Source organism: Blautia sp. AF17-9LB (assembly GCF_003479185.1).
GTDB lineage: Bacteria > Bacillota > Clostridia > Lachnospirales > Lachnospiraceae > Fusicatenibacter > Fusicatenibacter saccharivorans.
Map to the genome: position 1 here is coordinate 235,138 of NZ_QUGU01000003.1, position 26,369 is coordinate 261,506.

Here is a 26,369-nt window from a genome sequence, read left to right on the forward strand (position 1 = left end):
ATCTGTATTTTAAACTGTGTTCCGGAATCGGCTTCCGGTTTTGTTTGCTTCCTTTTTTGTTTCTATGCTTTGCAGTATAATGGGAATCTGTGATGGAAATGTAGTAAAAATGTGAAAAAAATAAGTTCTCTGGAAAAGAGAAAAGTGCTACAATAAGAAACAGAAAAATGATCAGGAAATGAGGAAGTAATAATGAATAGAGGAATAACACAGAAACAGTATCTGGGGTTGGTCCCGCCGACGGAGGAGGACGCCCGCTCCAGCCAGATGCGGATACTGGATGCATTAAAAGAGAAAGGAATCACCGCATCATTTACCCTTCCAGCGCTGCAGAAACTGTATCCCATCTGCGATGAGGCAGACTATAACATAACGGTTTCCCTCGCATGGAATGGAAGCATCTGGCAGGTGGTTGATCTGGAAGCGGGCGATACAGCAGCAGAGCATTACGGCTATGCCGCTGATCTTGGAAGTACGACCGTCGTTGTGCGCCTGGTAAACTGCAGCGACGGTACTGTGCTTGCCGAGGAGAGCGAATACAACCGCCAGACTGCCTATGGAACCGATATTCTGACGAGAATCTTTGCCTGTAAGGATAAACCGGAGGTACTGCAGGACATCCGTGCGTGTACGATGGAGACATTTACACTGCTCTTTGAAAAACTTCGCCAAAAGACAGGAATTGCGCCGTCGGATGTTCTCTCAATGGTCGTATCCGGCAACACAACGATGATCCATTTCCTGCTGGGACTGGATCCGTTCTGCGTCTTTTCATCCCCGTACGCCGTGCGCGCAGACCGCGTCGGATTCCTTCCGGCGAAAGAGATGGGATTTCCCATGAAGGGATGTGTCTACTGCGTGCCGGGAAAATCCAATTACCTGGGCGGTGATATATTAAGCGGTATGATCGCAACGGAACTCTATAAAAAAGAAACGATCAGCGTTTTTTTTGATATCGGAACGAACGGCGAGCTTGTCGTCGGAAACCGGGAATTTCTGCTCTGCGGCGCAGGCGCTGCCGGTCCGGCGCTCGAGGGCGGCGTGGTCAAAACCGGCATGCGAGCTGCAGAAGGCGCTGTTGATACGGTAAAAATAGAAGACGGGAAAATCCAGTGCCATGTAATCGGAGAGGGTAAGCCAAAGGGCATCTGCGGTTCCGGCATTATCGATCTGCTCGCGGAATTATTCCTAAATGGCTGGATCAACCTGTTCGGTACCCTGCAGCCGGAGCGGTCCGAAAAGATCAAGGAAGACCCGGAGACGGGAGAGTGGTGCGTTGAATATAGTGAAGGGCTGTGCTTCTATCAGAGTGATATCGCCGAATTCCTTCGTACAAAGTCAGCGGCCTACACGATGGTTGAGTACATGATGCGTGAATCCGGCATTTCCATGGAAGAAATTGACCGGTTTTACGCGGCTGGTGCATTTGGAAAGCACGTTTCAAAGGAATCCGCCATCACGATCGGCATGTACCCGGATATGGACCGCAGCCGCCTGATCTGCGCCGGAAATACGTCGCTTGCGGGAGCAGAAAAAATCCTGCTGGATCGGACCTGCATCGACGATATTGACCGCATTCTGGACGAGATGGTCTACATCCAGTTCGGCCAGGTCGCCGCTTTCATCTCTATGATGAAAGCGGCCCAGGCAATCCCACACACGGATCTGGAGCTGTTTCCGAGTGTACAGAAGAAGCTCGAAGAAAAACAAAAAGAGAAATAATGGCAATTGCTTGACCGCAGTCGAATTGTGTCATATACTTACTATTGATAATGAGAATCAATAAGGAGTGAAATATATGACACTGAAAGAACTGCCGATCGGCAAAACAGCGACCGTCCGCACGGTAGGAGGAGAGGGCGCGCTGCGGCAGCACTTCCTAGATATGGGAATCATTCCGGGGGCGGAAGTGACGATGGTAAAGTATGCACCGATGGGAGACCCTGTGGAAGTGCGGATTCACAGCTATGAACTGACACTCCGCCTCGCCGATGCCGGACGGATTGCCATTGATGAGATGCGGGACGCTGTAAAAGAAAAAGAGCAGCCGGATGCGAAAGCAATTCCGCATCCCGGCTTTGGAGAGGGCGGAAAGTACCACAATAAGGCAGAGGAGCATCCGCTGCCGGAAGGAGAGCTGTTGTCCTTTGCGCTGGCCGGAAACCAGAACTGCGGCAAGACCACCCTGTTCAACCAATTAACGGGATCCAACCAGCACGTCGGAAACTTCCCCGGCGTGACCGTAGACCGGAAGGACGGTGAAATCCGCGGCCAGAAAAACACGCTGGTCACCGATCTTCCCGGCATTTATTCGATGTCGCCGTATTCAAGCGAAGAGATCGTCACCCGGAATTTCGTTCTGAACGAGCATCCGCGCGGCATCATCAATATTGTAGATGCGACAAATATCGAACGAAACCTGTATCTGACGATGCAGCTGATGGAACTCGACGTTCCGATGGTACTGGCCCTCAACATGATGGATGAGGTACGCGAAAACGGCGGTTCTGTGCTCGTGAACCAGATGGAAGAGAGACTTGGCATCCCGGTTATCCCGATTTCCGCTGCAAAAAACGAGGGAATCGATGAACTGGTTGCCCATGCTGTCCATGTGGCCAAATACCAGGAAAAACCGGGCAGAAAGGACTTCTGTGAGGCGAATGACCACGGCGGTGCCGTCCACCGTGCGTTGCATGCGATCATGCATCTGATCGAGGATCACGCCGCAAGGGCGGATATTCCGGTGCGGTTTGCGGCGAGCAAGCTGGCAGAGGGCGATGCGCTGATCCTGGAGCAGCTGGCCCTCGATGAAAACGAGAAAGAGATGCTCGAGCATATCGTCTGTCAGATGGAGACGGAGCGTGGCCTGGACCGCGCGGCGGCGATTGCGGATATGCGTTTTAATTTTATTGAAAAAGTCTGCCGTGAGACCGTGGTAAAACCAAAAGAGAGCCGCGAGCATGTGCGGAGCACAAAAATTGACCGTGTGCTGACCGGAAAATATACGGCTCTGCCATGTTTTGCCGGGATTATGGCGGCTGTCTTTTTCCTGACCTTCCATGTGATCGGAGCATCGCTGCAGAGTGTGCTGGAGGTTCTGATCGGAAAACTGACCGAGCTCGTGGACAGCGCCATGACAGCATGGGGCGTCAATCCGGTGCTTCATTCCCTTGTGATTGACGGTATTTTTAACGGCGTCGGAAGTGTCTTAAGCTTCCTTCCGATCATCGTCACCCTGTTTTTCTTCCTGTCCATTCTGGAAGACAGCGGCTATATGGCGCGCGTGGCATTTGTGATGGATAAGCTGCTCCGGAAAATCGGCCTCTCCGGCCGCAGTATCGTGCCGATGCTGGTCGGTTTTGGCTGTACCGTGCCGGGCGTCATGGCGAGCCGCACCCTGCCTTCCGAGCGTGACCGGAAAATGACGATCCTATTAACTCCGTTTATGAGCTGTTCGGCAAAACTTCCGATTTACGCGTTCTTTACCGCCGCATTCTTCCCGAAATACAGTGCCCTTGTGATGGTTCTTCTGTATTTCGGTGGTATCTTCATGGCTGTCCTGATGGCGATGCTGATGCAGGGAACTTTATTCCAGGGGGAAGCCGTTCCGTTTGTCATGGAGCTTCCAAACTACCGCATGCCGGGGGCAAAAAATGTCGGACAGCTTTTGTGGGATAAGGCAAAAGACTTCCTGCAACGGGCATTCACCGTCATTTTTGTTGCCACGATTGTGATCTGGTTTTTACAGACCTTTGGAACGCATCTCAATGTCGTGGAGGACTCCAAGGACAGCATTCTCGCCGTTGTCTCCGGCCGTCTCGCCCCGGTTTTTCGGCCGCTTGGATTTGGAGACTGGAGAGTATCGACCGCCCTTCTAACCGGATTTATGGCAAAGGAGAGTGTCGTCTCGACACTTTCCGTACTGTTCGGCACGACCGCGCAGCTGACCGAAATCCTGACACCGGTTTCCGCATTAAGCCTTCTGGTTTTCTGCCTCCTCTATACGCCGTGTGTGGCGGCAGTCGCTTCCATCAAGCGGGAGCTTGGCGGCAGATGGGCAGCCGGTGTTGTCGTTTCCCAGTGTGTGATCGCCTGGCTGGCAGCTTTTGTCGTACATGGCTTTGCACTGCTGTTTGGCATGTAAAAAAGAACGTTAAATAAGAAAAGCTCTGCAGAACAGAAAATGCAAAATTCTGATCTGCAGAGCTTTTGATATATGGTTGGTAAAAAAATGCCGGTTTTAAATTTTTCGTATCACATGCTTTAAAATTCCTGTTTTGTGGAGCAGAAAGATCGAGCAGTCCATAAACAGATGGGCAAGAAAGGTGCTCAAAATGACACCATTTGATTTCAGCAGAAAGCCGACATGGAACCCATACCAGCACACGAAACCGGAGTAGGCGCTCATGATGACAAGAAGCGGTAGATTTTCCAACACGCCCCGCATCGTTTCAAGAAAACTCTTGACCGTAAAGTCGAAATACAGGAAGCGGCCGACCGTCAGCGTCAGGAAATAGAGAATCAGCCCGTCATAATTCGTGTCCTCGTAGATAAAGCGGATGTACAGAAGAATCAGTACAATATAGAAGACCGAAATCAGCCGCACCGACGCCTTCTGCTCCGGGTCAAGGTGCGTGAGCTTTACCAGAACCACATCGAGCCAGCTCGTCAGAAAGACGGAGAGCACGATAAAGACAAGAAGCACTACATCCTGATATTTCTCCCAGTACATCGAAATCTGCGGCAGACGCTCATCGATAATGTAATAGAGGGAGAGGAAGAGAAGAATCGAAGTGCCGGAGAAAACCAGCTCATAAAAGCTTTCCACAACCTGATACTGCCTGCGCTGGTGTTTCTTCCGGCGTATTTTTTTCGCTTTTTCCTCTGTCTCCTCTTTTAGCTGCCGCTGAATCTGCAATTTTGCAATCAGAAGCACAAGGGCAAGCACCAGAATCAGGCCGAGCAGTGAGACAAGCAGAAAACTGCCCACATTGGCGGGATCAAAATAGTGAAGAATATAGTATCGTTTCAAATAAAATCACCTCTTCTGGAAATTCTTTTTTTGATTTCTTTTCACTTTAGTACCAAATCCGGAAAAAGTAAAGTACAAAAATGAGAACAGAAAGAAAGTGTCTGATAAAAAATGACCGAAATGGAGAGAATAAAGTGATCGATGCGTGACAAGGAAGAAAAGATGACGATCAGTCAAACTCGGTCAAAACAGGGCGATAAAACGGGGGAATCCGTCATAAAACTCTAAACTTATGCAAATGCGACAAAAAGAGAAGGTAAAATTCATGAAATATTAATGATTGATTTTGAGCGAATATGACGATATAATAAGCTCATCAAAGCAAACACGATCAAAATAAAGCAGGAGGGAAATATGATTTACACAGTGACATTCAATCCGTCTCTGGACTACATTGTATCGGTGGAAGACTTCAAGCTCGGCCTTACCAACCGCACAAGCTCCGAGCTGATGCTTCCGGGCGGAAAAGGAATCAACGTATCGACCGTACTTGGAAACCTTGGAATTGAGAGCACAGCGCTCGGATTTTTGGCAGGCTTTACCGGAAAAGAAATCGCCGGCCGTCTCGACCAGATGGGAATTAAAAACGGCTGCATCTGGCTGGAAGAAGGATATTCCCGCATCAACGTCAAATTAAAGAGCATTGACGGAACTGAGATCAACGGACAGGGACCCGAAATCCCGGAGAAAAAAGTGGAAGAGCTGATGAAACAGCTTTCCGCACTCGGCGAGGGCGACGTTCTCTTCCTCGCAGGCAGCATCCCGTCATCCATGGCAGATGATGCCTATCAGAAAATTATGGAAATGCTCGACGGCAAGGGCGTCCGCATCGTCGTAGACGCGACCCGTGATCTGCTGATGAAGGTTCTGCCGTACCACCCGTTCCTCATCAAACCGAACAATCACGAGCTCGGTGAGATTTTCAGTGTGGAATTAAAGACAAGAGAGTCAGTTGTTCCGTATGCAAAACAGCTGCAGGAAAAGGGCGCACAGAACGTTCTGGTTTCCATGGCAGGCGAAGGAGCCGTTCTCGTTGCCGCATCCGGTGAGGTCTTTGAAGCTCCGGCCCCGAAAGGAAAGCTCATCAACGGCGTCGGCGCAGGCGATTCGATGGTAGCCGGATTCATGGCAGGCTACATGGAAAAAGAAGATTACCTCCATGCGTTCCATATGGGAATCGCAGCGGGAAGTGCAAGTGCTTTTTCTGAAAACCTTGCAACCCGGGAGGAAATTGCATCTGTCTACGAACAGATTACAAAATAAAAGGGAGGACGTCTCATGAGAATCACAGATTTGCTGGACATCCGCAGTATTGCGCTGGATGCCGCACCGAAAAGCAAACAGGAAACGCTTGACGCAGCCGTAGCGCTGATGGTCAAAAGCGGAAAGATCACAGACGAAGATGCGTACCGCGCACAGGTTTACGCAAGAGAAGAAGAGAGCACCACAGGAATCGGAGAGGGAATTGCGATTCCGCACGGAAAATGTGATGCAGTAAACAAACCGGGCCTTGCAGCCATGGTTATCCCGAACGGCGTTGATTTTGATTCTCTCGATGGAGAGCCGGTCACCCTGCTGTTCCTCATCGCAGCGCCGAACACGAAAGACAACGTTCACCTCGATGTCTTAAGTAAACTTTCCATGATGCTGATGGATGAAGAGTTCACCAAGAGCCTTCGAAACGCAAGGACACCGGAAGAGTTCCTTGCCATTATCGACCGCGCCGATGAAGAGAAAAAGAGCGTAGATGAGCGTCTTGCAGAGCCGGTGGAAGCAAAAGAAAATCAGGTGAAGATTCTCGCCGTTACTTCCTGCCCGACCGGTATTGCCCACACTTACATGGCAGCCGAGGGAATCGAGAAAGCAGCGAAAGCAAAAGGATGCTTCGTAAAAGTCGAGACACGAGGCTCCGGCGGAGCGAAAAACGTGCTGACTGCACAGGAAATCGCCGATGCGGACTGCATCATCGTTGCAGCCGACGCACAGGTTCCGATGGATCGTTTCGACGGAAAGAAAGTCATTCAGCGCCAGGTATCCGACGGTATCAGCAAAGCAGATGAGCTGATCGAGCTTGCGATGTCCGGAAACGCACCGGTTTACAAGAGCGGCAATGCGCAGACAGCCGCAGCAAGCACGAAGAAGAACAGCGGCGGTATCGGCCACCAGCTGTACACCCAGCTGATGAATGGTGTTTCCCATATGCTTCCGTTCGTTGTCGGCGGCGGTATTCTGATCGCAATCGCATTCCTGATCGACGGACTTCTTGTTGATATGAACTCCCTTGATGCCGCAGCCAGATCAAACTTCGGTACGATTACCCCGGCTGCAGCGATGTTCAAACAGATCGGCGGCGTGGCATTCGGCTTCATGCTCCCGGTTCTTGCAGGCTACATCGCCATGGCAATCGGCGACCGGCCGGCACTTGCCCTTGGTTTTGTCGGCGGTATGATGGCATCGAGCGGAACCTCCGGTTTCCTTGGAGCACTCGTTGCCGGTTTTGCAGCAGGCTACATTATCCTTGGCCTCCGCAAAGCATGTGAGAAACTTCCGGAAGCACTCGAAAAGATTGCGCCGGTTCTGATTTACCCGGTAGTCGGCATCCTTGCGATGGGACTTCTGATGCTCTTCATTGTAGAGCCGATCATGGGAACCGTCAACACGGTACTGAACAATGGTCTTGCTTCCATGGGCGGATCCAGCAAGCTGATCCTTGGCATGATCCTCGGCGGCATGATGGCCATCGACATGGGCGGCCCGTTCAACAAAGCAGCTTACGTATTCGGAACAGCAGCCATCGCAGCAGGAAACTACGACATTATGGCATCCGTTATGATCGGCGGTATGGTTCCTCCGTGTGCGATTGCACTTGCAACCCTGCTGTTCAAAGATAAATTTACAAAAGAAGAAAGAGAATCCGGTCCGACCAACTTCATCATGGGACTCGCCTTCATCACCGAGGGTGCGATTCCATTCGCAGCAGCAGACCCGATCCACGTTCTTCCGGCCTGCATCATCGGCTCTGGCCTCGCAGGTGCGCTCTCCATGGCATTTGGCTGTACCTTAATGGCACCGCACGGCGGCATCTTCGTTGTACCGGTTATGGGAAATGCGCTGCTTTATCTGGTGGCAGTTGTCATCGGAACAGTGGTATCCGCAGTTCTGCTTGGAGTTTTAAAGAAAAAAGTTGCATAAAAGAGTAGAAAAAAGGCAGAAAACAAAGTAAAATAAAAATATCAAAGATCCTATGGGAGGAAAAAATCATGAAAGAATTTAAGTATGTTGTAACAGATCCAGAAGGAATCCACGCTCGTCCGGCAGGAATGCTGGTAAAAGCAGTCAAAGAATTTTCCTGTGATATCAAGATCGCAAAAGACGGAAAAGCCATGAACTGCAAAGCCATCTTCGGCATCATGGGACTGGCTGTAAAACAGGGCGAAGAAGTTACCCTGACCTTCGATGGAGCAGATGAAGATGCTGCATACGAAGCAATCAGCAATTTCATGAAAGAGAACTTGTAATTCTACAGAGCCATGCGGAATGGAAGAAAAAAGTGCGAATCATGCTTGCATGAATGAGTGCTTTTTTCTGGAATTCCATATGGCGAGAAGCCACATCGAAATGGAGCGTAAGCGGAATTGAGATGGGGCTCTGGAGAATTACAATATAGTAATCGGCAGGAGCGTGTTTGAAAAACTTTCTGAAACTAAGAAATCTTTTTTAAACACGCTCCGGCTGTCTGGACAGAAAATTCGGATATCGAGAACAAAGGTGGAGAAAACTTATGCAGATTTATCAGGGAAAAAGCGTATTTTCCGGCATTGCGATCGGAAAGATCCGCGTATACAAAAAGAATGAGCGTCAGGTAAAACGTGTGAAAGTAGAAAATCCGGATGCGGAGATGGCACGGTTTGAGGAAGCAAAGGCAAAAGGAATCGCACAGCTTGGCGTTCTGTATGAAAAAGCATGCAAAGAGGTTGGCGAGGCCAATGCAGCGATCTTCGAGGTACATCAGATGATGATGGAGGACGACGGCTACAACGAGTCCGTCGAGAATATTATCAAGAGCCAGGGCGTCAACGCTGAGTATGCCGTTGCAACGACAGGCGACAACTTTGCGCAGATGTTTTCTGCCATGGACGATGATTACATGAGAGAGCGCGCGGCAGACGTAAAGGATATTTCCGAGCGTCTGATCTCCATCTTAAACGGAGACGACACCGACGCATCCTTAAACGACGAACCGGCGATCATCGTGGCAGATGACCTTGCGCCGTCTGAGACGGTACAGATGGATAAGGACAAAGTTCTTTCTTTTGTTACCGTACACGGTTCTTTAAATTCCCACACCGCTATCCTTGCAAGAACCATGGCGATTCCGGCACTGGTCGGAACACCGCTTCCGCTGGATGAGAGCGTAGACGGAAAGCTCGGCATCGTGGACGGATCCGATGGAACCATCTATGTTGATCCGGACAAGGAGACTCTTGCTGCCATGCAGAAGCGTCGCACCGAGGAGGAGGAAAAGAAAAAACTGCTCCTCACCTTAAAGGGAAAAGAAAATATTACACTGGACGGACAGAAAATTCTGCTGTATGCTAATATTGGAAACATCAAAGACCTTGCGGCTGTCATGCAGAACGACGCGGGCGGCATCGGCCTGTTCCGAAGCGAGTTTATCTATCTTGAGCAGGATCACTATCCAACAGAGGAGGAGCAGTTCCGTATCTACAAACAGGCAGCAGAGACGATGGCGGGAAAACGCGTCATCATCCGTACCCTCGATATCGGTGCCGATAAACAGTGCGATTATTTCGAGATGGAAAAAGAGGAGAATCCGGCACTTGGCTGCCGTGCGATCCGCATCTGCCTGACGCGGCCGGAGATCTTCAAGACACAGCTTCGCGCGCTGTTCCGCGCAAGCGCATATGGAAAAATTGCCATTATGTATCCAATGATCACAAGTGTCGGCGAGGTTAGCCAGATCAAAGCGATTGTGGAGGAAGTAAAAGCTTCTCTCGCTGAGCAGGGCATTGAGTACGGAAATCCAGAGCAGGGTATCATGATCGAGACCCCGGCGGCTGCCATCATCAGCGATGAGCTGGCAAAAGAGGTTGATTTCTTCAGTATCGGAACGAACGACCTCAGTCAGTACACCCTCGCGATCGACCGCCAGAACACAAAGCTGGATCCGTTCTTTGATCCGCATCACCCGGCGATCCTGCGCATGATTCAGATGGTTGTGGAGAATGCACACAAAGCCGGCATCTGGGCCGGTATCTGCGGCGAACTCGGCGCTGACCAGGAGCTGACAAAAGAGTTCCTTGCGATGGGCGTAGATGAACTTTCCGTTTCTCCGGGAAGCATCCTTCCGCTCCGCAAGATCATTCTGGAAACAAACGTGGCAGAATATAAGGCAGGAAAGAAATGTTAACACAGCAGAGACATGAGATAATTTTGAAACTGTTAAAAGAAAAGGGAAGCATCACCGTGACGGAAGTCCGGGATCTTCTCGATACATCGGAGTCCACGGTACGCCGCGATATCACAGCGCTCGACAAGGAGGGCAAGCTGGAAAAGGTATTCGGCGGCGCCGTGGAAGCCGGCCAGAAGGTGACGGCACACGAGTACACCGTTGCACAGAAAAATGAGCTGAACTGCGATGCCAAACGGAAAATCGCAGAATATGCGGCATCCCTCATCGAGCCGGACGATTTCGTCTTTCTCGACGCGGGAACGACAACGGCGCATATGATCGATTTCATCCGGGCAACCTCCGCCGTTTTCGTGACAAACGCCGTTGCCCACGCACAGCGGCTGGCATCACGTGGGTTTAAGGTCATTCTGGTAGGCGGCGAGCTCAAAAGCTCCACAGAAGCCGTCGTCGGAAACCAGGCAATCCGCACGATCCAGGAGTATCATTTCACCAAAGGCTTTTTCGGAACAAATGGCGTAACCCGAAGAAGCGGCTGCACAACCCCGGACGTCAACGAGGCCGTCACCAAAAAGACCGCCATGGAACAGTGCCGCCAGTGCTACGTCCTCTGCGACGCAAGCAAATTTAACAGCATCAGCTCCGTCACCTTCGCAGACTTCGAAAAACCGATTTTTATCACGGACCGGAAAGTTCCCGGGTATGAGAAGAGCAAACATATCATCGTATGCGAGACGGAGCGAAAATAAAAAGCCAACATCTTACACGCACATAAATTGCAAAGCGCCCCGGCCCTGCAGATCATCTGAATGCAGGACCGGGGCGCCGTTTACAGACTTATTCTTTGATTTCCGCCAGCGTTACATCTGGATGATGATACTGCGGACGATGTTTCAAAAATGGAACTTTAAGCAGGGTAGCATTCTTGGGACACCAGTGAAGACAGGCATAACAGGCTGCACAAGAATGTCCTCCATAAAAATACGATGCAGTAACAAAATCTTCTTTTGGCAGACTTCCGTCAGATGTAAAGTTTGTTTTTCGTTCTTTTATAAAAGATATGATAGATTTTAACCGTTCCGGTGCTTTTTTCAGTCGTTCCAGATTTTCCTGCTCTGAGCTGATTAAACAGTTGCCTGGCATCTGCAGATCAAAGACAGCCGACAGGTTTGCACCGCTGCGGGAAAGTGCCTGACTTAGGCTGACAAAAGAATTTCCGCTTTTTCCATTGTTAGAAGTCATGACGACAAAAGTATAGCAGTCAGGATTGACCGTTAACTTCAATAAAAATTCTTTTACAATCCATGGCAGATCGCTCATGTAGGTAGGAAAGACAAAACCGATTATATCGTCTTTGCAGAAAAAATTGCTTTCTGTTTTCTGTTTTATAATATTCTCAACAGGCTGATTCAGCTCTTTTCCAATTTCTTTTGCAGCCCAAAGCGAATTACCAGTTCCGGTAAAATAAAAAATCATAAGTTTTTCCCTCTCTTTTTGAAGTTTATGACGGAGAAAATATTTTTATCCGTTTGCTTTATATTATTTTAAAACTATGATGTTGGGGTCAAAAGCCCCTCTATAGTACCTTGAAAAGTTCATATATTTTGTAGTAAATACAAGCCTAAATGGTTTACTTGCTGTATAATAGAGATATCTTAGTAGGAAAGAAGGCAATCTCTATGTCATTCAAAGAAAATACTTACCAGCAAATGTCATTTACAGATAGTTTTTCTGGATTAACTGCCAGAGAACAAAAAGCATTGGAAAAATCCTGGGCAAAAGTCTTTGCCGATGAAATATTTCCTGCCATTGATGAAAAGCGTTTTTCTGCCTTATACAGCGATAAGGCATCCAGACCGAATACTCCGGTCAACGTGATTGTTGGTGCGCTCATTATCAAAGAGCTTTTTGATTATTCCGATGACGAGATGGTCGAAAATCTTATGCTGGATTTTCGAATTCAGTACGCACTGCACACAACAAGTTTTGAAGAACAGCCTTTGAGTGACAAGACCTTAAGCCGTTTCCGCAAGAGGCGCTATGATTATGAAACACTTCACAACAAGGATCTTTACCATGATTGTGTGAAAGATTTAAGTGCTTCCATTGCAAAACTGATGGGAATCAGCGGTAAAGTCAGACGTATGGATTCCGTGATGATCGAATCCAACGTCCGCAGGCTCAGCCGAATGGAACTGATATACACCTGCATTGTAAAGCTGGCGATGTATGTGAATAAAATCAATGGTTCCGTTCTGTCTGACGATTTAAAACATTATATCGATCCTAACGATTTTAACAGAGTGATTTATCGTCAGCGCAGTACCGATGCAGATGAGCGCATGAAGCAACTCTTAACGGATGCGGATAAACTTCTTGCTCTGTGTGAGTCTGATTACAATGATTCAACAGAGTATGATCTGTTTGTCAGATGCCTGTCAGAACAGACCATTGTTGAAAATGAAAACCGAAGACTCCGCACGAAAGAAGACGGCGGCATGAAATCAACCATGCTGCAGAATCCTTCTGACCCTGAAGCGACATTCCGGAATAAAGCAGGAAAAGAGCATCGAGGATATGCTGCTAATCTTGAAGAATCCGTTGGAGCCAATGGTTCTGTTGTAACAGAGTACCAGTATGAGCAAAACAACCATAGTGACAGTCAGTTTATCCAGGAGCACCTTGCGCAGATGGATAACCAGGAAGAACGGACTGTTATAGTCACGGATGGAGCATATAGTGGAACAGAAAACACACAACTTGCAGCTCATAAAAACGTAGAACTGATTACCACAAGTCTGACGGAGAAACCGGCTCCGGATATCCTTGCTGATTTTGAATTCAACGAAGAGGGAACAAAAGTCCTCCGATGTCCAGCCGGCCATGCACCGAAAAGCTGTTCTTATATGAAACCAAGCAATCAGTGTGCCGTTTCCTCTCTGCATGAGCAGTGTGCCAACTGTCCGTAGCAGGATCAATGCAAGCCGAAGATCTTTAAGAAGGTTGCAAAAATAGTAACATCCAAAGCAGCGCATGAACGTGCGAAAATCCAACGGAACATGAATAGCAAAGAATTCAAAAATTATACAAGGCTGCGTAATGGAGTGGAAACTGTTCCATCGAATATACGCAAGAATTACCACTTGGAAAAGATACCTCGTGGGAAACAGCGGGGCAAGTTCTTTTTCGGTTCCAAGATAGCAGCATTGAATTTCAGAAAACTCTTCAACTATGTGAAGGGTTTAGGACATTACGCTCAAAATCCGGTACTTGTATAAAATCAAGGAAGGGAATACCAGCGTATATCCGAAGAAATCCGGTATTATACTACAAAATATGAATTTTTCAAGGTGCTATAGAAATAGAGGACAAAGTTATTTATGGTTTTGACCCTAACATCATAATATAAAGCGGGGAACAAAAAGAGATGGGATGGATATGATGGATCGGATATCTGCCTACCGGGAACTGATTCGGAAAAATATTGATTACGAGAACTACCCGCCGATCTATAACAAGCAGGAAGTGGATGAACTGATCGATCTGATTGTAGAAACCCTAATGCTGCCGCCGGATGCAGGAACAATTCGGATTGGAGGAAAGGAACGTCCTGTTCCGATTGTAAAAAGCATGTTCCTGAAGCTGGATAAAGATCACATCTGTTATATCCTGAAGTGCCTGCACAATACGGAAAAGAAAAAAGAGTAAAAATGGCCGTATCAAAAAAACAGCCAGCGAAAAAAGGCAGAAAAAGAAAAGCAGCTTGTGGATCATAGCGTTGATTGCTGTTATTTTGCTGATTCTTGTTGGAGTCGTATTTTTGGTACTGCCAAAATTTCGAAAAGAAGCTGCACCGGAAAAACCGGAAACGATCAAGGTGGAAGCTGCAGAGAAAAGCTATGCTGCCGGAAGTAGGATTTCAGAAAAAAATTTCCGCGTATACGGAATATCCGGGAAAAAGAAACAGCTTCTGGATGCAGATACATACAGCGTGTCATCGGCTAAAGTGCCGGCACATGGCCACAGTGTTACCGTAGAGGTTTCCTCCAAGGCATATCCGGATATCAAGGCAGAGATAACAGTGCTTATTGACCGTGATGAAAGTGTTAGGTATAAAATCGGCAGAGAAAATCCAGATGATGTGGAGGCTATCCTGTATTCCAACGGGGATCTAGAAATATCCGGAAAAGGAAGCGTCCGGAATTTCAAATCAGATTCTGCGCCATGGAAGAAATATTCTGTTAAACGGCTGACCTGGATTGATCCGGAGGCAGAAGTGGAAAGCATGGACTACTGGTTTACAGGAAATGACGAATACCTGGAAACATTGTGCCGCATCCCGGATACAGTGAGAAGCATGGTGGAAACATTCAAGAATGCTACGGCGATGACCAGTATGCCGGATATGTCTGGTGCGGTCCGGCTGGAAGATATTACATCCTGCGCAGAAGGGTGTATCGCACTGGAAAAGGCCATGGAACTTCCAGGAAATATAAAACAGGCAAAAAAAGCATTTTACGGTGATACGGCACTGATCGATGGAGCCGATACAACAGCCTGTATGCAGTTGGAGAACATGGATTCCATGTATTACGGCTGTATGGCTCTGGCATCTGTCCAGATTCCGGACAGTGCGAAAGAACTTTCGAATATCTGCAATGGCTGCGTCAACCTGAAAGAAGTACATATCCCATCGTCTGCACAGAAAATGAACAGCAGTTTTTTCGGATGTACCGCACTGGAATCCATAACCGGTGAAATCCCATCTTCCTGTACGGATAGCGGGAACCTGTTTTCCGGCTGTAAGTTCCTGAGTGGAACACTTACCGTTTCCTGTACATCCAAGACAACCCTTTCAAGCTCGTTTTCGGACGCTGCAACGGCTGGAACAGGACTTACGATCATTTTACGGTACGATGCAGAAAAATCGCAGGAAACGGCCAATACGGGCTTCTACGGGGGAACAAAAAGTGCAGATGAAATCCTGAACGCATTAAAGGCATCTATGGAAGCCGCATTCAGCAGCGGAAGCCATATTACAATAACAACAAATGCAAATAAAACAGAGGGGTGATTAGAATGTAATAAAAATGCAATATGAAAAATAGCAAAAGACTCTTGTAATTACGGAATTGGAAAGGTAATATGATAATATGATCCAAAGAAATAAAAAAGGGGGAGAAACCATATGGACATGAAAGAGCTTCGAAAAAATGCAGAAAAAGTAATAGCAGAACGTTTTCCGGACTTCAATTTTTCCACACTGGACTGGGGAGAGCTTGATCCATTCTATCTGGAGCATCCGGAAGAAATACCGATTGAGCATGAGTTTATTGGCTACCGGCAGGATGGTGATGTAGCGGAAGATTACCAGGGAAACCTGTATCTGGTTCTTTGTGATCCAGGAATCCACCCGATCGGAAGTGTATGCATGGAACAGTCCGAACTGGACGATGCCGTAAAACTTGGAAAACGGGAAGATTATACCGGGGAACTTCTGGAAGAAATTCCAGAATAAAAAGTGAAATAATAAAACAAGGAATCCCGTGTCAAACATTGACACGGAATTCAAACAGAAAAATCGGTGTCAATGTTTGACACGGACGGAGGAAAAAAATATGAGAAAAAGAATCGCAATGGTACTTCTTGGCCTGAGCCTGGCAGTAGGCACACCGGCCGCAACAAATATGTTCCCAGTAGTTTCTGCCCAGACAGTACAGGCAGCTGGAAAAACCGGATGGACACAGGAGTCCGGAATCTGGTATTTTTACAAAGACGGTGTAAAACAGACCGGCTGGCAGACCTGGGACGGAAAAAAATATTATCTGAATGCAGACGGAACCATGAAAGCAAATGAGTGGATGATTGATACGGATGGATCGGTTTACTACTTCCGCAGCTGGGGTGGAGCTTACCTGAACTGCAAGGCAAGAATCAACGGCAGAAGTTATACTTTCGGTGCAGACAGTAAGGTACAGGGTTCCCAGTGGGTTGTAAAAGGCGGAAAATGGTATCTGGTGAAAGACGGAAAAATTGCAACCGGCTGGCAGACCTGGGATGGAAATAAATACTACATGAATAGTGATGGAAGTATGCGCTCCAATGAGTGGAAACTGGATGATACCGGAAAAATCCGTTATCTCTGCAGCTGGGGAGGAGCTTATAAGAGCCGGTCTGCAAAAATCAATGGACGTTCGTATACCTTCAATAGTGCTGCAGAAGTAACCAACATGCAGTGGATCGTGATGGATGGACAGTGGAAACTGGCAAAAGATGGAAAAATTGCAACGGGTTGGCAGACCTGGGACAATAACCGTTACTATCTGAACGCAGACGGAACCATGAAAGCAAATGAATCTTTCACGGACGGGGGAAAAACCTATTTCTTCTGCAGCTGGGGCGGAGCTTATAAAAACTGCTGGCAGACCTGGAACGGAAAAAAATATTACCTGCATGATAACGGTGCAGCCTATCAGAATGAGTGGCTGAAAACCGGAGGAAAATGGTACTGGTTCCAGGCAGACAGCACCATGGCAGTGAACACAAGCTTTACATACAAAGATAACCTGTATTTTGTGGACGGAAACGGAGTTATGCTTTCCGGATGCTGGAAAGAAGAAAACGGAGCAAAATACTATATCCGGAGCTGGGGCGGAGCCTGCAAGGATATGCAGATGAAAATTTCCGGAAAGACATATTATTTCCGATCAGACTGTAAGATGGTAACGGATCAGACGGTAAACGGAAATTACTACGGAAAAGACGGTGCGCTTACAACAAAACCAGCAGCAAAACCGACAGAAACACCGAAACCGACAGAAACGCCAAAACCAACGGAGACACCAAAACCAACGGAGACACCAAAACCAACGGAGACACCAAAACCAACGGAGACACCAAAACCGACGGAAACGCCAAAGCCGACAGAGACACCGAAGCCAACAGAGACACCAGCAGAAACCGTTTATGCAACAAGCGTAACAATTACACCGAACAGTAATCTGGAATTAACTGAAGTTGGACAGACACTGCAGCTGGCCGCAACCGTATATCCGGAAAATGCAACCAACAAAGCGGTAAAATGGACTTCGGATGATCCAGAAGTAGCAAGCGTAGATGAAAATGGACTTGTAACCGTTCATAAAAAAAATGGTATGCGAAAAGTTATTATCTCAGCTGATGCAATGGGATCTAAGCCAGACGGAGGTGTTGTTGGAAGATACGTAGAAGTAAAAATTAATATCCCATACACCAACGAAGAGGCTCTTGGAATGACCGTCTACGATCAGGAAGTTTCCAGAAAGATTTTCGACCTGGTAAATGAAGAACGTGTCAAAGAAGGACATGCAGCTATGATTTGGGATGAAAAACATTGTTATCCGAGAAGCGTTGCCGCTGCCGGATACCACATCATGAGATCAATCACACAGCTAGGATACGGAACTTCTGATAATCTGGCCCTGCATGGTGGCAGACAGAACGGCTGCGGCGGTGGTCTGTCATATACAGATTCCGATGATCTTGCCCGCCAGATCTTCAACCTTTGGATGTCCTCTCCAGGTCATAAAGCAAACCAGATGGATGATTATAATGCATATGGAGCAATCGCTGTAATGTATGGACAACCGCAGGAGTATAACGGAAGAAAAATTGTGAATTTCTCAGCTGTATTCTCATTTGCAAATCAGGATCTTGACTTTCCAGCTACTTGGGAGAATCAAGATATGGGAATGGGCGAAGTCCTTGGTATGACAGAGAACGATTATAATTTGATCACAAACTACTTTATCCGATAAAAAAAGAATCCCCTCTCGTAGACGAATTACGAGAGGGGATTTGTATGTCGAAGAGGTAGTAAAATAGTCGATGGTATGTTATACTGAATCTAATCAGGTCAGAACGTGATAGGGATAGTCAGGTGGTTGTCTTTTCTGGAAACAGAAAGGGGGTAATGCCAATGAATACAATGGAAGTGTTGACGCTTTTATTGGTTGTCTTAGAGGCATTGTCCCACATAGATAACCATCGCAAGTAGAAAGAAGGCTATTCCCTACCGCAAATAGGGGATAGCCTATGTCTCTTGTTGCTCTTTGTAATAATTTAGATTATTTCAGAAAGGCAACCACCGACACTGGTATATCCTTGATTGCTTCTGATTTGATTATAAGCTGCCAGACGGAAAAAGTCAAGCAGCATGGGGGATGCGCAGAACTTTGCGCATCCCTTTTTCGAAAGAAAGGTGAAAAAATGAATACTACGAAAAAAATAATAAACAGGATTGTAGTGTGTGGAGCTATGATTGCCATAGGCATTAATACATATGATCTGTAGAAAATAAGAAGCCAAGGCAGCGTTTTTGAAACGATATTTCAGATTCGCTAATTTTTTTATAAAATTTTTCGAGAAAATGTACCCTTTTTAGATGAAAATGTACCCTTTTTCAAAGAAATGTACCCTTTTCTGAAAAAATGTACCCTTGCACGTCATCAAAAGGTATGCTATGTTATACTTGCAAAAGAAGGAAAACAGAAGGGACAGCAGGTAGGACAAAAAAATCTTTCAATTGCTCGTGTCAATGATTGACACGAAAAAAAGGAATATGGGCTTTCATGCATCAGAACATGGTTTTCATGGGCTGGTGCATTTTTTATGCCCATTTTTAGGGGGTGACGCCGTTGCCCGGAAGAAGTGGCAACAAAAAGTAAAAAAGGAGAGAGAGGAAAAATGAAAACAAAAGTAATACACGCATTCCTATGGATTCTGGTTTGTATGGTGCTTGGTATTACCTGTTATCAGTGCCGTGATTTAAGGGGTTATGTGATTCTGTCAGGTTCTATGGAACCTGTGATTCCCACAGGATCAGTGGCAGTTGTGGATTCATCGAAGAGGGATGTACGTCCAGGAAATATTGCTACGTTTGAGAGGCACGGGGATCTGGTGACTCACCGGATTCTGTCAAAAACAGAAGAGGGATACCAGACAAAAGGGGATGCAAACACAGATCCGGATTCCGGAACCATTCCGGCAGAAAATATACGTGGAACATACCTGTTCTGCATTCCACATCTTGGATACGGATTTATGTGGGCGAAAAATCACATGTTTCTTACCGTAGGTTTTCTGGCGCTGTTCATGCTTCTGGTTTTCTGTTTTCCGGAGAAAAGACCTGAACCAAAGGAACGGGAACAGGTAAAAAAAACAAAAAGAAAAAAAGGAGAATTACGATTATGACAAAGAAAAAAGTAGCAGCATTTTTTACAGCAGCAGCACTATGCGGCGCACTGGCCGTTGGATCATCCATGGCATATCTGACAGATCATGATTCTGTAACCAACAAATTTTCTGTAGGTAAAGTAGACATCGTTGGCCATGAGCCGAACTACACACCGGATAATGATGGAAAAACCAACAATATCGTTCCGACCCAGGTGATCAAAAAAGACCCGCAGATCGAAAATGTTGGAAAAAATGATGCTTATGTATATCTGGATGTTTCTATCCCGATTGCAAAGGTGATTACTGTTAATGCTGCAGGTAACCGTTTGAATGGAGGCGTTGCAAAAGATACAGAGCTGTTCTCCATGAACAATGTTTCTAAGAAATGGACTCTGATGTACAACAAGCGTGTAGGAGATAATATGGTTTACACCTACAGCTATAACGAAATACTTGCACCGGGAAAAACAACAGATCCGATCTTTACAAGCCTGACAGCTGCCAATATTGTAGAGGGACAGCTGGATGGAAAAGATCTGAATGTGCCGGTACATTACTATGCAATCCAGGAACTCAACACCGGAGAAGGAACCACGATTCCACAGAAAGCAGCTTCCGCATGGAAAAAATATGAACTGCAGAACCAGGGCCAGGCAGGACAGATCACGACTCCGCAGTCTGACGAAAGCGGAAATAATGGGGTTACAACCGTTGATGGAAACGGAAATGCAACATCGGATGAAAACAAAACAAATACCCCAGATGATGTTCAGGTTGAGCCGGAACAGGATGGAAACAACACTTTATCATAAGAATACTTTAAATAACAGTCCGGAAAGCCATCCGGACTGTTCTGAAAAAGAAGGGAAAACAGCATGAAAAAAAAGAAAAAACGAATGCTGTCAATTGCCGGAATGTGCTGCTGCGGTTTTCTTGCAGCAGCCACCGCAATATCGGGATCTTCTGCTTACCAGACGGACCATGATGAAGTAGTAAACATTATCAGGACTGGAAATAACACCATTATTCCGGATGAGGATTTTCCGACACCGACACCGGTTCCATCCAGCGGATCAGTAGTAAAAAAAGTCAGGGCAAAAAATACAGGAGATGTACCTTGTTATGTCCGGGCATATATCACATGCAGTGAGCCTGTGAAAGAGTTTACGGGACTTGATACCACAAACTGGGCTAAGGGAAATGATGGCTATTATTACTACAAAAAAGCTGTTCCGGTTGGAGGAACAACAACTTATCTGTTTACAGGGGTTACTGTTGCAGATGAATATGAGCAGGATAACCTGGAAGTAACAGTCTATGAGGAATCCGTTCAGACAACAGATGGTCAGAAAGAATACACTTCTTATCAGGAAGCATGGAAACGGTTTGGAGGAGGTGGCCAGTAATGAAAAGGAAAATTGCAATAGCAGCCGGAATTCTGGTCACGGCAGTAAGTACCATCAGTGGATCATATGCTTACTATCAGGACAGCGTTACCGTTACAAACCACATCAGCACCGGTGATGTAAACATTGGAATCCAGGAATACGAAAAAGATGGTGATACGGAAAAAGTTTACGAAGGACCTGCAGATGGAATTGTGCTTCCATCCCAGAGCATTTCAAAGATTCCTCGTATCACGAATTATGCGGAAACCTGCTACATCCGGGTGAAAACCACTTATTCCGGAGAGGCATCGGATTCCGTGTCAAACGTTGACACGGAAAAGCCAGAGGAAGATTCCAAAACGGATGCAGACCCGAATGAAACGCCGGAAGCAACAGAAGAGACAGCACAGGAAACGACAGAAAATGCCGAAACGGAAGTAACACCAGCACCGGAAGAGCCAGAAAAACCGGAAATAACGCCTGAACCTACAGAAACACCTTCGGTGGATCAGGATAAGGAAACGCCTGCGGAGTATGTTCTGAGTGATGAAGAACTGGATGGAATTTCCGATGAATGGGTAAAACAGGGTGAGTATTATTACTATACGCAGCCGTTGAAAAACGGAGAATCCGCAGACTTTTTCCAGAACGTAACGATTCCTGCAGCGTGGACATCAAAAGCACAGGACAGGGTTCTTGGACTTACTGTGACCGCAGAAGCGGTGCAGGCAGCAAACTTTACACCGGATTTTAATTCGGAATCCCCATGGGGCGATACGGAAATTGAACAGTGCGTACATGAGACGGATAACAGCATCACAGAAGTGACAAAACAGTATACCGCTATGTCCGTCACTTATGAAGGGGCTGCCAGAAAGCTGGTGGCTGCGCCGGAAGATTTCTTTAGAAATTTACAGACGGCAATGCCTGGCGATACGATCAGTGATAGTTTTCAGCTTTCCAATACGACAGCAACCAGTGCCGAATTTTTCTTCCATACGGAAACGCCTGGAAATTTAACGGATGAAGAACTTGACCTTTTAAAACAGTTTAAATTGACGATCACGCAAAACGGAAAAACCCTGTATAACGGTGATTTGCAGGCTGCATCCCTGAATCAGGAAATCAGTCTTGGAACACTGGAAACAGGGAAAAATTCGCGGGTACAGTTTACGCTGCAGTTACCGGCAGAACTGAAAAATGCATATGCAAAACGGGAAAGCATGGTAAACTGGATTTTCCGTGTACAGGGTGCTGAAGAACCGGGCAAAAACGAACCGTCCCCTGCCATTTCGCAGACTACGGCACCAAAAACCGGTATTGCAGATCCATACGTTTTTGTTCCTCTTGGAATTGCGGCGGTAACGGCTCTTGGAACCGTGAAACTGTCCCGTAAAGAGAAGAAAGAGAGGAGGAAAAAACTGTGAAACGATGGAAAAAGGCACTGTCAGGGCTGCTTATGGCAGCCTTGATGGTAACTGGAATTTCTTTCCCGGAAAATGTTTTTGCTGTCAGCGCAGGCATGGATGGGTTACCATCTGTGGTTGATTCTGGCATTGGAAAAAAGGTAGATACAAACAGCACGATTGACGGAACCTACAATTTTACGCCAGTCATTGGAGCAAACACAAAGGTTTCATTCGGTAGTACAGATGGTACGAAATGGGATAATCAGTTTTGCGTTAATGGTGAAAAATATGCACAGGTGTGTTCGAAATGGTGGCCATTATCAGATATAGGTGATAATGGAAATACCCGTTCTTTTATTCCGTATGAAAGATTAAAAGGAAAGATGTATGCAGAGTATACCAATGTAGGCAATGCTAATGGTTTACCTGTTACCATGCGGATCTGGTTTTTGGACTGGCAGAATACTAATATCAGCGGGTATCCGGGATATGAAGATGTAGACAATGTTGTTGTTTCTGTAGACAATACAAAAGGCGGTGCAACTCCTGTCATTGATATTAAAGGCTTGAAATGGATTAAGGTAAGATTTTCATATTACGATGAAAATGGAAATCCACTTAAGGTTAAGGGACATTTCACTTTATCTGATCTGGACTATTCCCAGGGATTTTATATTGATGGAAAAGTCGATGGCATTTATGTCACGAAGGAAGCTGATGATCGTCTAATCTATGATGCAAGAACGGATGCAATCTGGTCAGCAAAAAAGGGTTCAAATGCAGATGATGGTACTTCACCGGATAACCCGGAAGGATGGGTTACTTACACATATGAAGGCGATTCTCAGACTATGGTCTTTTATAATGGAGGAACCATACAAAATGTGGACGGTCCAGGTAAGGGACTTACCACAGTGCAATCATATCCAAAAGACTTTACATTTACTGGTAAGGATGCCATATTTAATGGATGGAAAGGATCAAGCCGGACCGAGGCAACAGATTGGCACGTATGGAATACTTCTGAGTTTGGTTATACATCAGAAATGGTTATGGGACAGACTAGAAATGTAGATCTTGTTATCAAAAAGAAAGATGAAACAACAGGAGAAGCTTTGAAAGGTGCAGAGTTCACTGTTTATAAGATGCAAGGTGGCCAATGGGTTACATATACAAAGGCAACATGGAACGATCAGTATAAAGAATATATGGCACTGAATCTTAAAGAAACGGATACAGAGAATCGTAGTTTCAAAGTAGTGGAAACAAAAAATCCTGCAGGATATACCGGAACTTGGGAACATGAGTTTACAGCAGAAAAAGAAGGTGTTGTTACTTTAACACTGGATGCGACAAATGCCAGAAAAACCGGTCAGATCACAATCACAAAAACCGGTGAGAATAATAAAAAACTTTCCGGTGCGGTATTTGAAATCAAAGCTGCAAAGGATATTAAGACAGCCGGAGGTACAACCCTGGTTGCTGCTGATACAGTAGTTGATACCGTAACTACAGATGGCAATGGATCAGCAGCCAGCAAACAGCTGGAACTTGGTCAGTACATTGTCAAAGAAATAACAGCCCCGGATGGATACGTCCTGGATACTACAGAACATGCGGTTACACTGGATGATAGTCATACCAGCGTCAATGTGGCCGTACAGAACCAGAAAAATGCGATTGTACTGCAGAAAGTAAGCAAAAACGATGGTACAGTCATGGAAGGCGTTACGTTCCATATCTGGAATGATGACAAGAGCTATGATAAAACGCAGAAAACAGATAACAATGGACGGATCACGATTGATGGTGTGAAGGATGGAACCTGGCATTACCAGGAAACTGCAACCAAAGATGGATACGTACTGGATAATGCGGTGAAAGATTTCACAGTATCCAGCGGAAAAGTCAATGGACAGTCAAACCTGACAATCACAGTAGAAAATGATTATACAAAACTGGATCTTGCAAAAGTAGATTCCGGTACCGGAGAAAATATTTCCGGAGCGAAACTTTCTCTTCTGGATAGCAATGGCCGTCTGGTAGAAAGCTGGACATCCGGAAGCACACCGCACCGAATCGAAAAACTGAAACCGGGCCAGTATACTTTACGTGAGGATCAGGCCCCGGATCATTATAAACTTGCTGATCCAATTACCTTTACGCTGGAAAGCAAAGCAGATACGCAGACCATCACCATGAAGGATATGCGCTATGCAGACCTTACCATAGTAAAGAAAATTAAAGCAAGCGATATTACCTGGGCGCATGGAAACCCAACCTTTATCTTCACCGTAAAAGGAAAAGATATTAATGGAAAAGACCGTACCTTCCAGAATTATGTAGAGTTCACGGAAAATTACGTAAATTCACATACCGATGGACAGGGATATGTAGAACTTTCTGTCACCTGGAACAAAATCCCGGTAGGAGAGGACTACACAGTAACAGAACAGGATGTGCTGCGGTATCATCTGGTGAACGTTACCGGAACAGAGAATGTAACGATTTCAAAATTACAGGAACCGACGAAGGGCGTTGCTCCGGATAAAATTTTCTCCGTACATGCAAACTTAAAGGCAAAACCAACCGGTACATCCATCACATTTGAAAACCAGAAAGATGACTGGGGAACTACAACGCATGATACTTCTGTTAAGAATATCATTCCGTTAAAGTAGCCAGCAAAACCGGATTTATACCCGTGTCAATGTTTGACACGGGTATTTCATTAAAGAACAGGGAGGCGTGAAAATGCGAAAAGCTGCTGGGTGTGTCCTGCTGGCAATTTTATGTCTGCTGGGTGCGTCTTATCTTCCACGGATTTTGCAGGAAGCACAAACCGACCGGGAACAGCAGAACCTTATCAGTGGCTATATCCAAAACCCGGATACAACAGATGAAGAAAACACAGAATCAACTACAGATGAACCGGAAGAGGAAACAGATCCGAATATGGAAAGAATAGTTGATTTTCAGAATTTACAGCAGATCAATCCTGAGATTTTGGCATGGATCACAGTTCCCGGAACACCCATTGATTATCCGGTTGCTTTAGGAGAGGACAACAGTTATTACCTGAACCATACCGTAACAGGAGAAAGCAATATTCTTGGTTCCATTTTTGCAACTGCCGGAACAGATTTCGAAGAAAGCCACATTATTTTATATGGGCATAACATGGCATCCGGGAAAATGTTTGGAAGCCTGAAAAAGTACCATGATAAGGACTTCCGGAACACTTATCCTTATGTATATGTTTATACACCGGAAACTACTTATACCTGTGCGATATACAGCGTATACAGCACCCGGTATGACAGTGATGTTTTTACACTGGGATATAAAGGTGACAGCGAGGAATGGAAACAATGGATTGCAGAAACCGTACAGAATGCGGAATATGACTGTAATATTGCCCCGACCGGAAAGGAGAAAGTTTTTACTTTATCCACCTGCGTAGGTGATGGCTCCAGTCCTTACAGATTGGTTATACACGCCGTTACGGTTGCCCAGAAAGAGGTCGCGAATGCGGAAAAGGAAGCGTCTTAAAGCAAAAGTAAGAGCCAGAATTTGTATGATTTTGGCTTGCCTGCTGCTCTGCGGAACCGGAGTTTCCTTATGGAATGGAAAACGGGCTGAAAAATCCGTGTCAAACATTGACACGGGACAGAAAAGCAGCAAAACGGTGTCAAACATTGACACGGGTACGGAAAACCACCAGGCGGTGTCAAACGTTGACACGGATACGGAAAATCCCAAAGCGGTGTCAAACGTTGACACGAGTACGGAAAAGCCACAAGCGGTGTCAAACGTTGACACGAGTACGGAAAAGCCACAAGCGGTGTCAAACGTTGACACCGATATGGAAACCACAAAACAGGTGTCAAACA

Annotated in this window: 21 protein-coding genes and 1 pseudogene; 20 read left to right on the top strand and 2 right to left on the bottom strand. The window is 46.3% G+C overall.

Features of this window, described 5'->3' with window-relative positions; translation table 11 throughout:
* The first annotated feature begins 192 nt into the window (after positions 1 to 192).
* Together DWX00_RS05305 and feoB are read left to right on the top strand one after the other, a co-directional pair.
* Positions 193 to 1,722 (top strand): ASKHA domain-containing protein, encoded by a 1,530-nt coding sequence (locus tag DWX00_RS05305; RefSeq protein WP_117508985.1) that lies wholly within the window; start codon positions 193 to 195, stop codon positions 1,720 to 1,722.
* Between the two features lie 76 nt (positions 1,723 to 1,798).
* Complete coding sequence (gene feoB, locus DWX00_RS05310) at positions 1,799 to 4,144, top strand: ferrous iron transport protein B (RefSeq protein ID WP_055265179.1); 2,346 nt, start codon at positions 1,799 to 1,801, stop codon at positions 4,142 to 4,144.
* A 96-nt stretch (positions 4,145 to 4,240) separates the two neighbouring features.
* Here feoB and DWX00_RS05315 read toward each other — a convergent pair whose 3' ends face one another.
* Positions 4,241 to 5,032, bottom strand: a complete 792-nt coding sequence (locus DWX00_RS05315; RefSeq protein ID WP_022463094.1) for a hypothetical protein — start codon at positions 5,030 to 5,032, stop codon at positions 4,241 to 4,243.
* Positions 5,033 to 5,386: 354 nt separating this feature from the next.
* Here DWX00_RS05315 and pfkB point away from each other — a divergent pair, with 354 nt between their 5' ends.
* From pfkB to DWX00_RS05340, 5 genes are all read left to right on the top strand, one after another.
* A complete protein-coding gene (gene pfkB / locus DWX00_RS05320) occupies positions 5,387 to 6,295 on the top strand; it encodes a 1-phosphofructokinase (protein ID WP_117804080.1) in 909 nt (302 codons plus the stop codon).
* Between the two features lie 15 nt (positions 6,296 to 6,310).
* On the top strand, positions 6,311 to 8,224 hold the full coding sequence (locus DWX00_RS05325) for a PTS fructose transporter subunit IIABC (protein WP_055226349.1): 1,914 nt from the start codon (positions 6,311 to 6,313) through the stop codon (positions 8,222 to 8,224).
* Positions 8,225 to 8,292: 68 nt separating this feature from the next.
* Complete coding sequence (locus DWX00_RS05330; RefSeq protein WP_022463097.1) at positions 8,293 to 8,550, top strand: HPr family phosphocarrier protein; 258 nt, start codon at positions 8,293 to 8,295, stop codon at positions 8,548 to 8,550.
* Between the two features lie 263 nt (positions 8,551 to 8,813).
* On the top strand, positions 8,814 to 10,463 hold the full coding sequence (ptsP, locus tag DWX00_RS05335; RefSeq protein WP_118594763.1) for a phosphoenolpyruvate--protein phosphotransferase: 1,650 nt from the start codon (positions 8,814 to 8,816) through the stop codon (positions 10,461 to 10,463).
* Positions 10,457 to 11,212: a DeoR/GlpR family DNA-binding transcription regulator gene (locus DWX00_RS05340; protein ID WP_118594764.1), complete on the top strand. Its 756-nt coding sequence runs from the start codon at positions 10,457 to 10,459 to the stop codon at positions 11,210 to 11,212. Before ptsP ends, DWX00_RS05340 begins: the two co-directional genes overlap by 7 nt.
* An 88-nt stretch (positions 11,213 to 11,300) precedes the next feature.
* Here the strand turns inward: DWX00_RS05340 and DWX00_RS05345 are convergent, their stop codons facing one another.
* Positions 11,301 to 11,939 carry an EFR1 family ferrodoxin gene (locus DWX00_RS05345; protein ID WP_118594765.1) on the bottom strand — a complete coding sequence of 213 codons (639 nt, stop codon included), beginning with the start codon at positions 11,937 to 11,939 and terminating at the stop codon, positions 11,301 to 11,303.
* Between the two features lie 203 nt (positions 11,940 to 12,142).
* On the opposite strand from DWX00_RS05345, the gene DWX00_RS05350 reads away from it, so the two are divergent.
* The 13 genes and pseudogenes from DWX00_RS05350 to DWX00_RS19935 all read left to right on the top strand — a co-directional run.
* Positions 12,143 to 13,432, top strand: coding sequence for a transposase (locus DWX00_RS05350; RefSeq protein ID WP_243037963.1), 1,290 nt, complete (start codon positions 12,143 to 12,145; stop codon positions 13,430 to 13,432).
* Between the two features lie 15 nt (positions 13,433 to 13,447).
* Positions 13,448 to 13,741 (top strand): annotated as a pseudogene (locus DWX00_RS20525) (transposase); the annotation flags it as partial.
* 127 nt (positions 13,742 to 13,868) lie between these two features.
* The gene (locus tag DWX00_RS05355; protein ID WP_305764419.1) at positions 13,869 to 14,171 is read left to right on the top strand and encodes a DUF6017 domain-containing protein; all 303 of its coding nucleotides are present in this window, start codon (positions 13,869 to 13,871) and stop codon (positions 14,169 to 14,171) included.
* Between the two features lie 112 nt (positions 14,172 to 14,283).
* Positions 14,284 to 15,537, top strand: coding sequence for a leucine-rich repeat protein (locus DWX00_RS05360; protein ID WP_147398235.1), 1,254 nt, complete (start codon positions 14,284 to 14,286; stop codon positions 15,535 to 15,537).
* A gap of 114 nt (positions 15,538 to 15,651) precedes the next feature.
* The gene (locus DWX00_RS05365) at positions 15,652 to 15,981 is read left to right on the top strand and encodes a hypothetical protein (RefSeq protein WP_118594768.1); all 330 of its coding nucleotides are present in this window, start codon (positions 15,652 to 15,654) and stop codon (positions 15,979 to 15,981) included.
* Between the two features lie 100 nt (positions 15,982 to 16,081).
* Complete coding sequence (locus tag DWX00_RS05370; RefSeq protein WP_118594769.1) at positions 16,082 to 18,259, top strand: Ig-like domain-containing protein; 2,178 nt, start codon at positions 16,082 to 16,084, stop codon at positions 18,257 to 18,259.
* Between the two features lie 928 nt (positions 18,260 to 19,187).
* The gene (locus DWX00_RS05380; RefSeq protein ID WP_118594771.1) at positions 19,188 to 19,694 is read left to right on the top strand and encodes a signal peptidase I; all 507 of its coding nucleotides are present in this window, start codon (positions 19,188 to 19,190) and stop codon (positions 19,692 to 19,694) included.
* Complete coding sequence (locus DWX00_RS05385; protein WP_118594772.1) at positions 19,691 to 20,491, top strand: TasA family protein; 801 nt, start codon at positions 19,691 to 19,693, stop codon at positions 20,489 to 20,491. Before DWX00_RS05380 ends, DWX00_RS05385 begins: the two co-directional genes overlap by 4 nt.
* 63 nt (positions 20,492 to 20,554) lie before the next feature.
* Complete coding sequence (locus tag DWX00_RS05390) at positions 20,555 to 21,085, top strand: hypothetical protein (protein WP_118594773.1); 531 nt, start codon at positions 20,555 to 20,557, stop codon at positions 21,083 to 21,085.
* Entirely contained in the window at positions 21,085 to 22,494 is a 1,410-nt protein-coding gene (locus DWX00_RS05395; protein ID WP_118594774.1) for a hypothetical protein, read from the top strand. Before DWX00_RS05390 ends, DWX00_RS05395 begins: the two co-directional genes overlap by 1 nt.
* On the top strand, positions 22,491 to 25,157 hold the full coding sequence (locus DWX00_RS05400; protein WP_118594775.1) for a SpaA isopeptide-forming pilin-related protein: 2,667 nt from the start codon (positions 22,491 to 22,493) through the stop codon (positions 25,155 to 25,157). The genes DWX00_RS05395 and DWX00_RS05400 overlap by 4 nt, the downstream gene beginning before the upstream one ends.
* Before the next feature lie 73 nt (positions 25,158 to 25,230).
* Positions 25,231 to 26,028, top strand: coding sequence for a class B sortase (gene srtB / locus DWX00_RS05405; protein ID WP_117805203.1), 798 nt, complete (start codon positions 25,231 to 25,233; stop codon positions 26,026 to 26,028).
* A partial coding sequence (locus tag DWX00_RS19935) for a hypothetical protein (protein ID WP_207664700.1) occupies positions 26,006 to 26,369 on the top strand: 364 nt, incomplete at its 3' end. The genes srtB and DWX00_RS19935, both read left to right, overlap by 23 nt.

What these genes read in the sequence shown, in the direction of transcription:
- DWX00_RS05395 (WP_118594774.1), top strand. Translation starts at nt 21,085, where the DNA reads ATGAAAAGGAAAATTGCAATAGCAGCCGGAATTCTGGTCACGGCAGTA.
- DWX00_RS05380 (WP_118594771.1), top strand. Translation starts at nt 19,188, where the DNA reads ATGAAAACAAAAGTAATACACGCATTCCTATGGATTCTGGTTTGTATG.
- DWX00_RS05365 (WP_118594768.1), top strand. Translation starts at nt 15,652, where the DNA reads ATGGACATGAAAGAGCTTCGAAAAAATGCAGAAAAAGTAATAGCAGAA.
- DWX00_RS05370 (WP_118594769.1), top strand. Translation starts at nt 16,082, where the DNA reads ATGAGAAAAAGAATCGCAATGGTACTTCTTGGCCTGAGCCTGGCAGTA.
- pfkB (WP_117804080.1), top strand. Translation starts at nt 5,387, where the DNA reads ATGATTTACACAGTGACATTCAATCCGTCTCTGGACTACATTGTATCG.
- DWX00_RS05330 (WP_022463097.1), top strand. Translation starts at nt 8,293, where the DNA reads ATGAAAGAATTTAAGTATGTTGTAACAGATCCAGAAGGAATCCACGCT.
- DWX00_RS05345 (WP_118594765.1), bottom strand. Translation starts at nt 11,939, where the DNA reads ATGATTTTTTATTTTACCGGAACTGGTAATTCGCTTTGGGCTGCAAAA.
- DWX00_RS05305 (WP_117508985.1), top strand. Translation starts at nt 193, where the DNA reads ATGAATAGAGGAATAACACAGAAACAGTATCTGGGGTTGGTCCCGCCG.
- DWX00_RS05350 (WP_243037963.1), top strand. Translation starts at nt 12,143, where the DNA reads ATGTCATTCAAAGAAAATACTTACCAGCAAATGTCATTTACAGATAGT.
- DWX00_RS05340 (WP_118594764.1), top strand. Translation starts at nt 10,457, where the DNA reads ATGTTAACACAGCAGAGACATGAGATAATTTTGAAACTGTTAAAAGAA.
- DWX00_RS05385 (WP_118594772.1), top strand. Translation starts at nt 19,691, where the DNA reads ATGACAAAGAAAAAAGTAGCAGCATTTTTTACAGCAGCAGCACTATGC.
- DWX00_RS05325 (WP_055226349.1), top strand. Translation starts at nt 6,311, where the DNA reads ATGAGAATCACAGATTTGCTGGACATCCGCAGTATTGCGCTGGATGCC.
- feoB (WP_055265179.1), top strand. Translation starts at nt 1,799, where the DNA reads ATGACACTGAAAGAACTGCCGATCGGCAAAACAGCGACCGTCCGCACG.
- DWX00_RS05390 (WP_118594773.1), top strand. Translation starts at nt 20,555, where the DNA reads ATGAAAAAAAAGAAAAAACGAATGCTGTCAATTGCCGGAATGTGCTGC.
- ptsP (WP_118594763.1), top strand. Translation starts at nt 8,814, where the DNA reads ATGCAGATTTATCAGGGAAAAAGCGTATTTTCCGGCATTGCGATCGGA.
- srtB (WP_117805203.1), top strand. Translation starts at nt 25,231, where the DNA reads ATGCGAAAAGCTGCTGGGTGTGTCCTGCTGGCAATTTTATGTCTGCTG.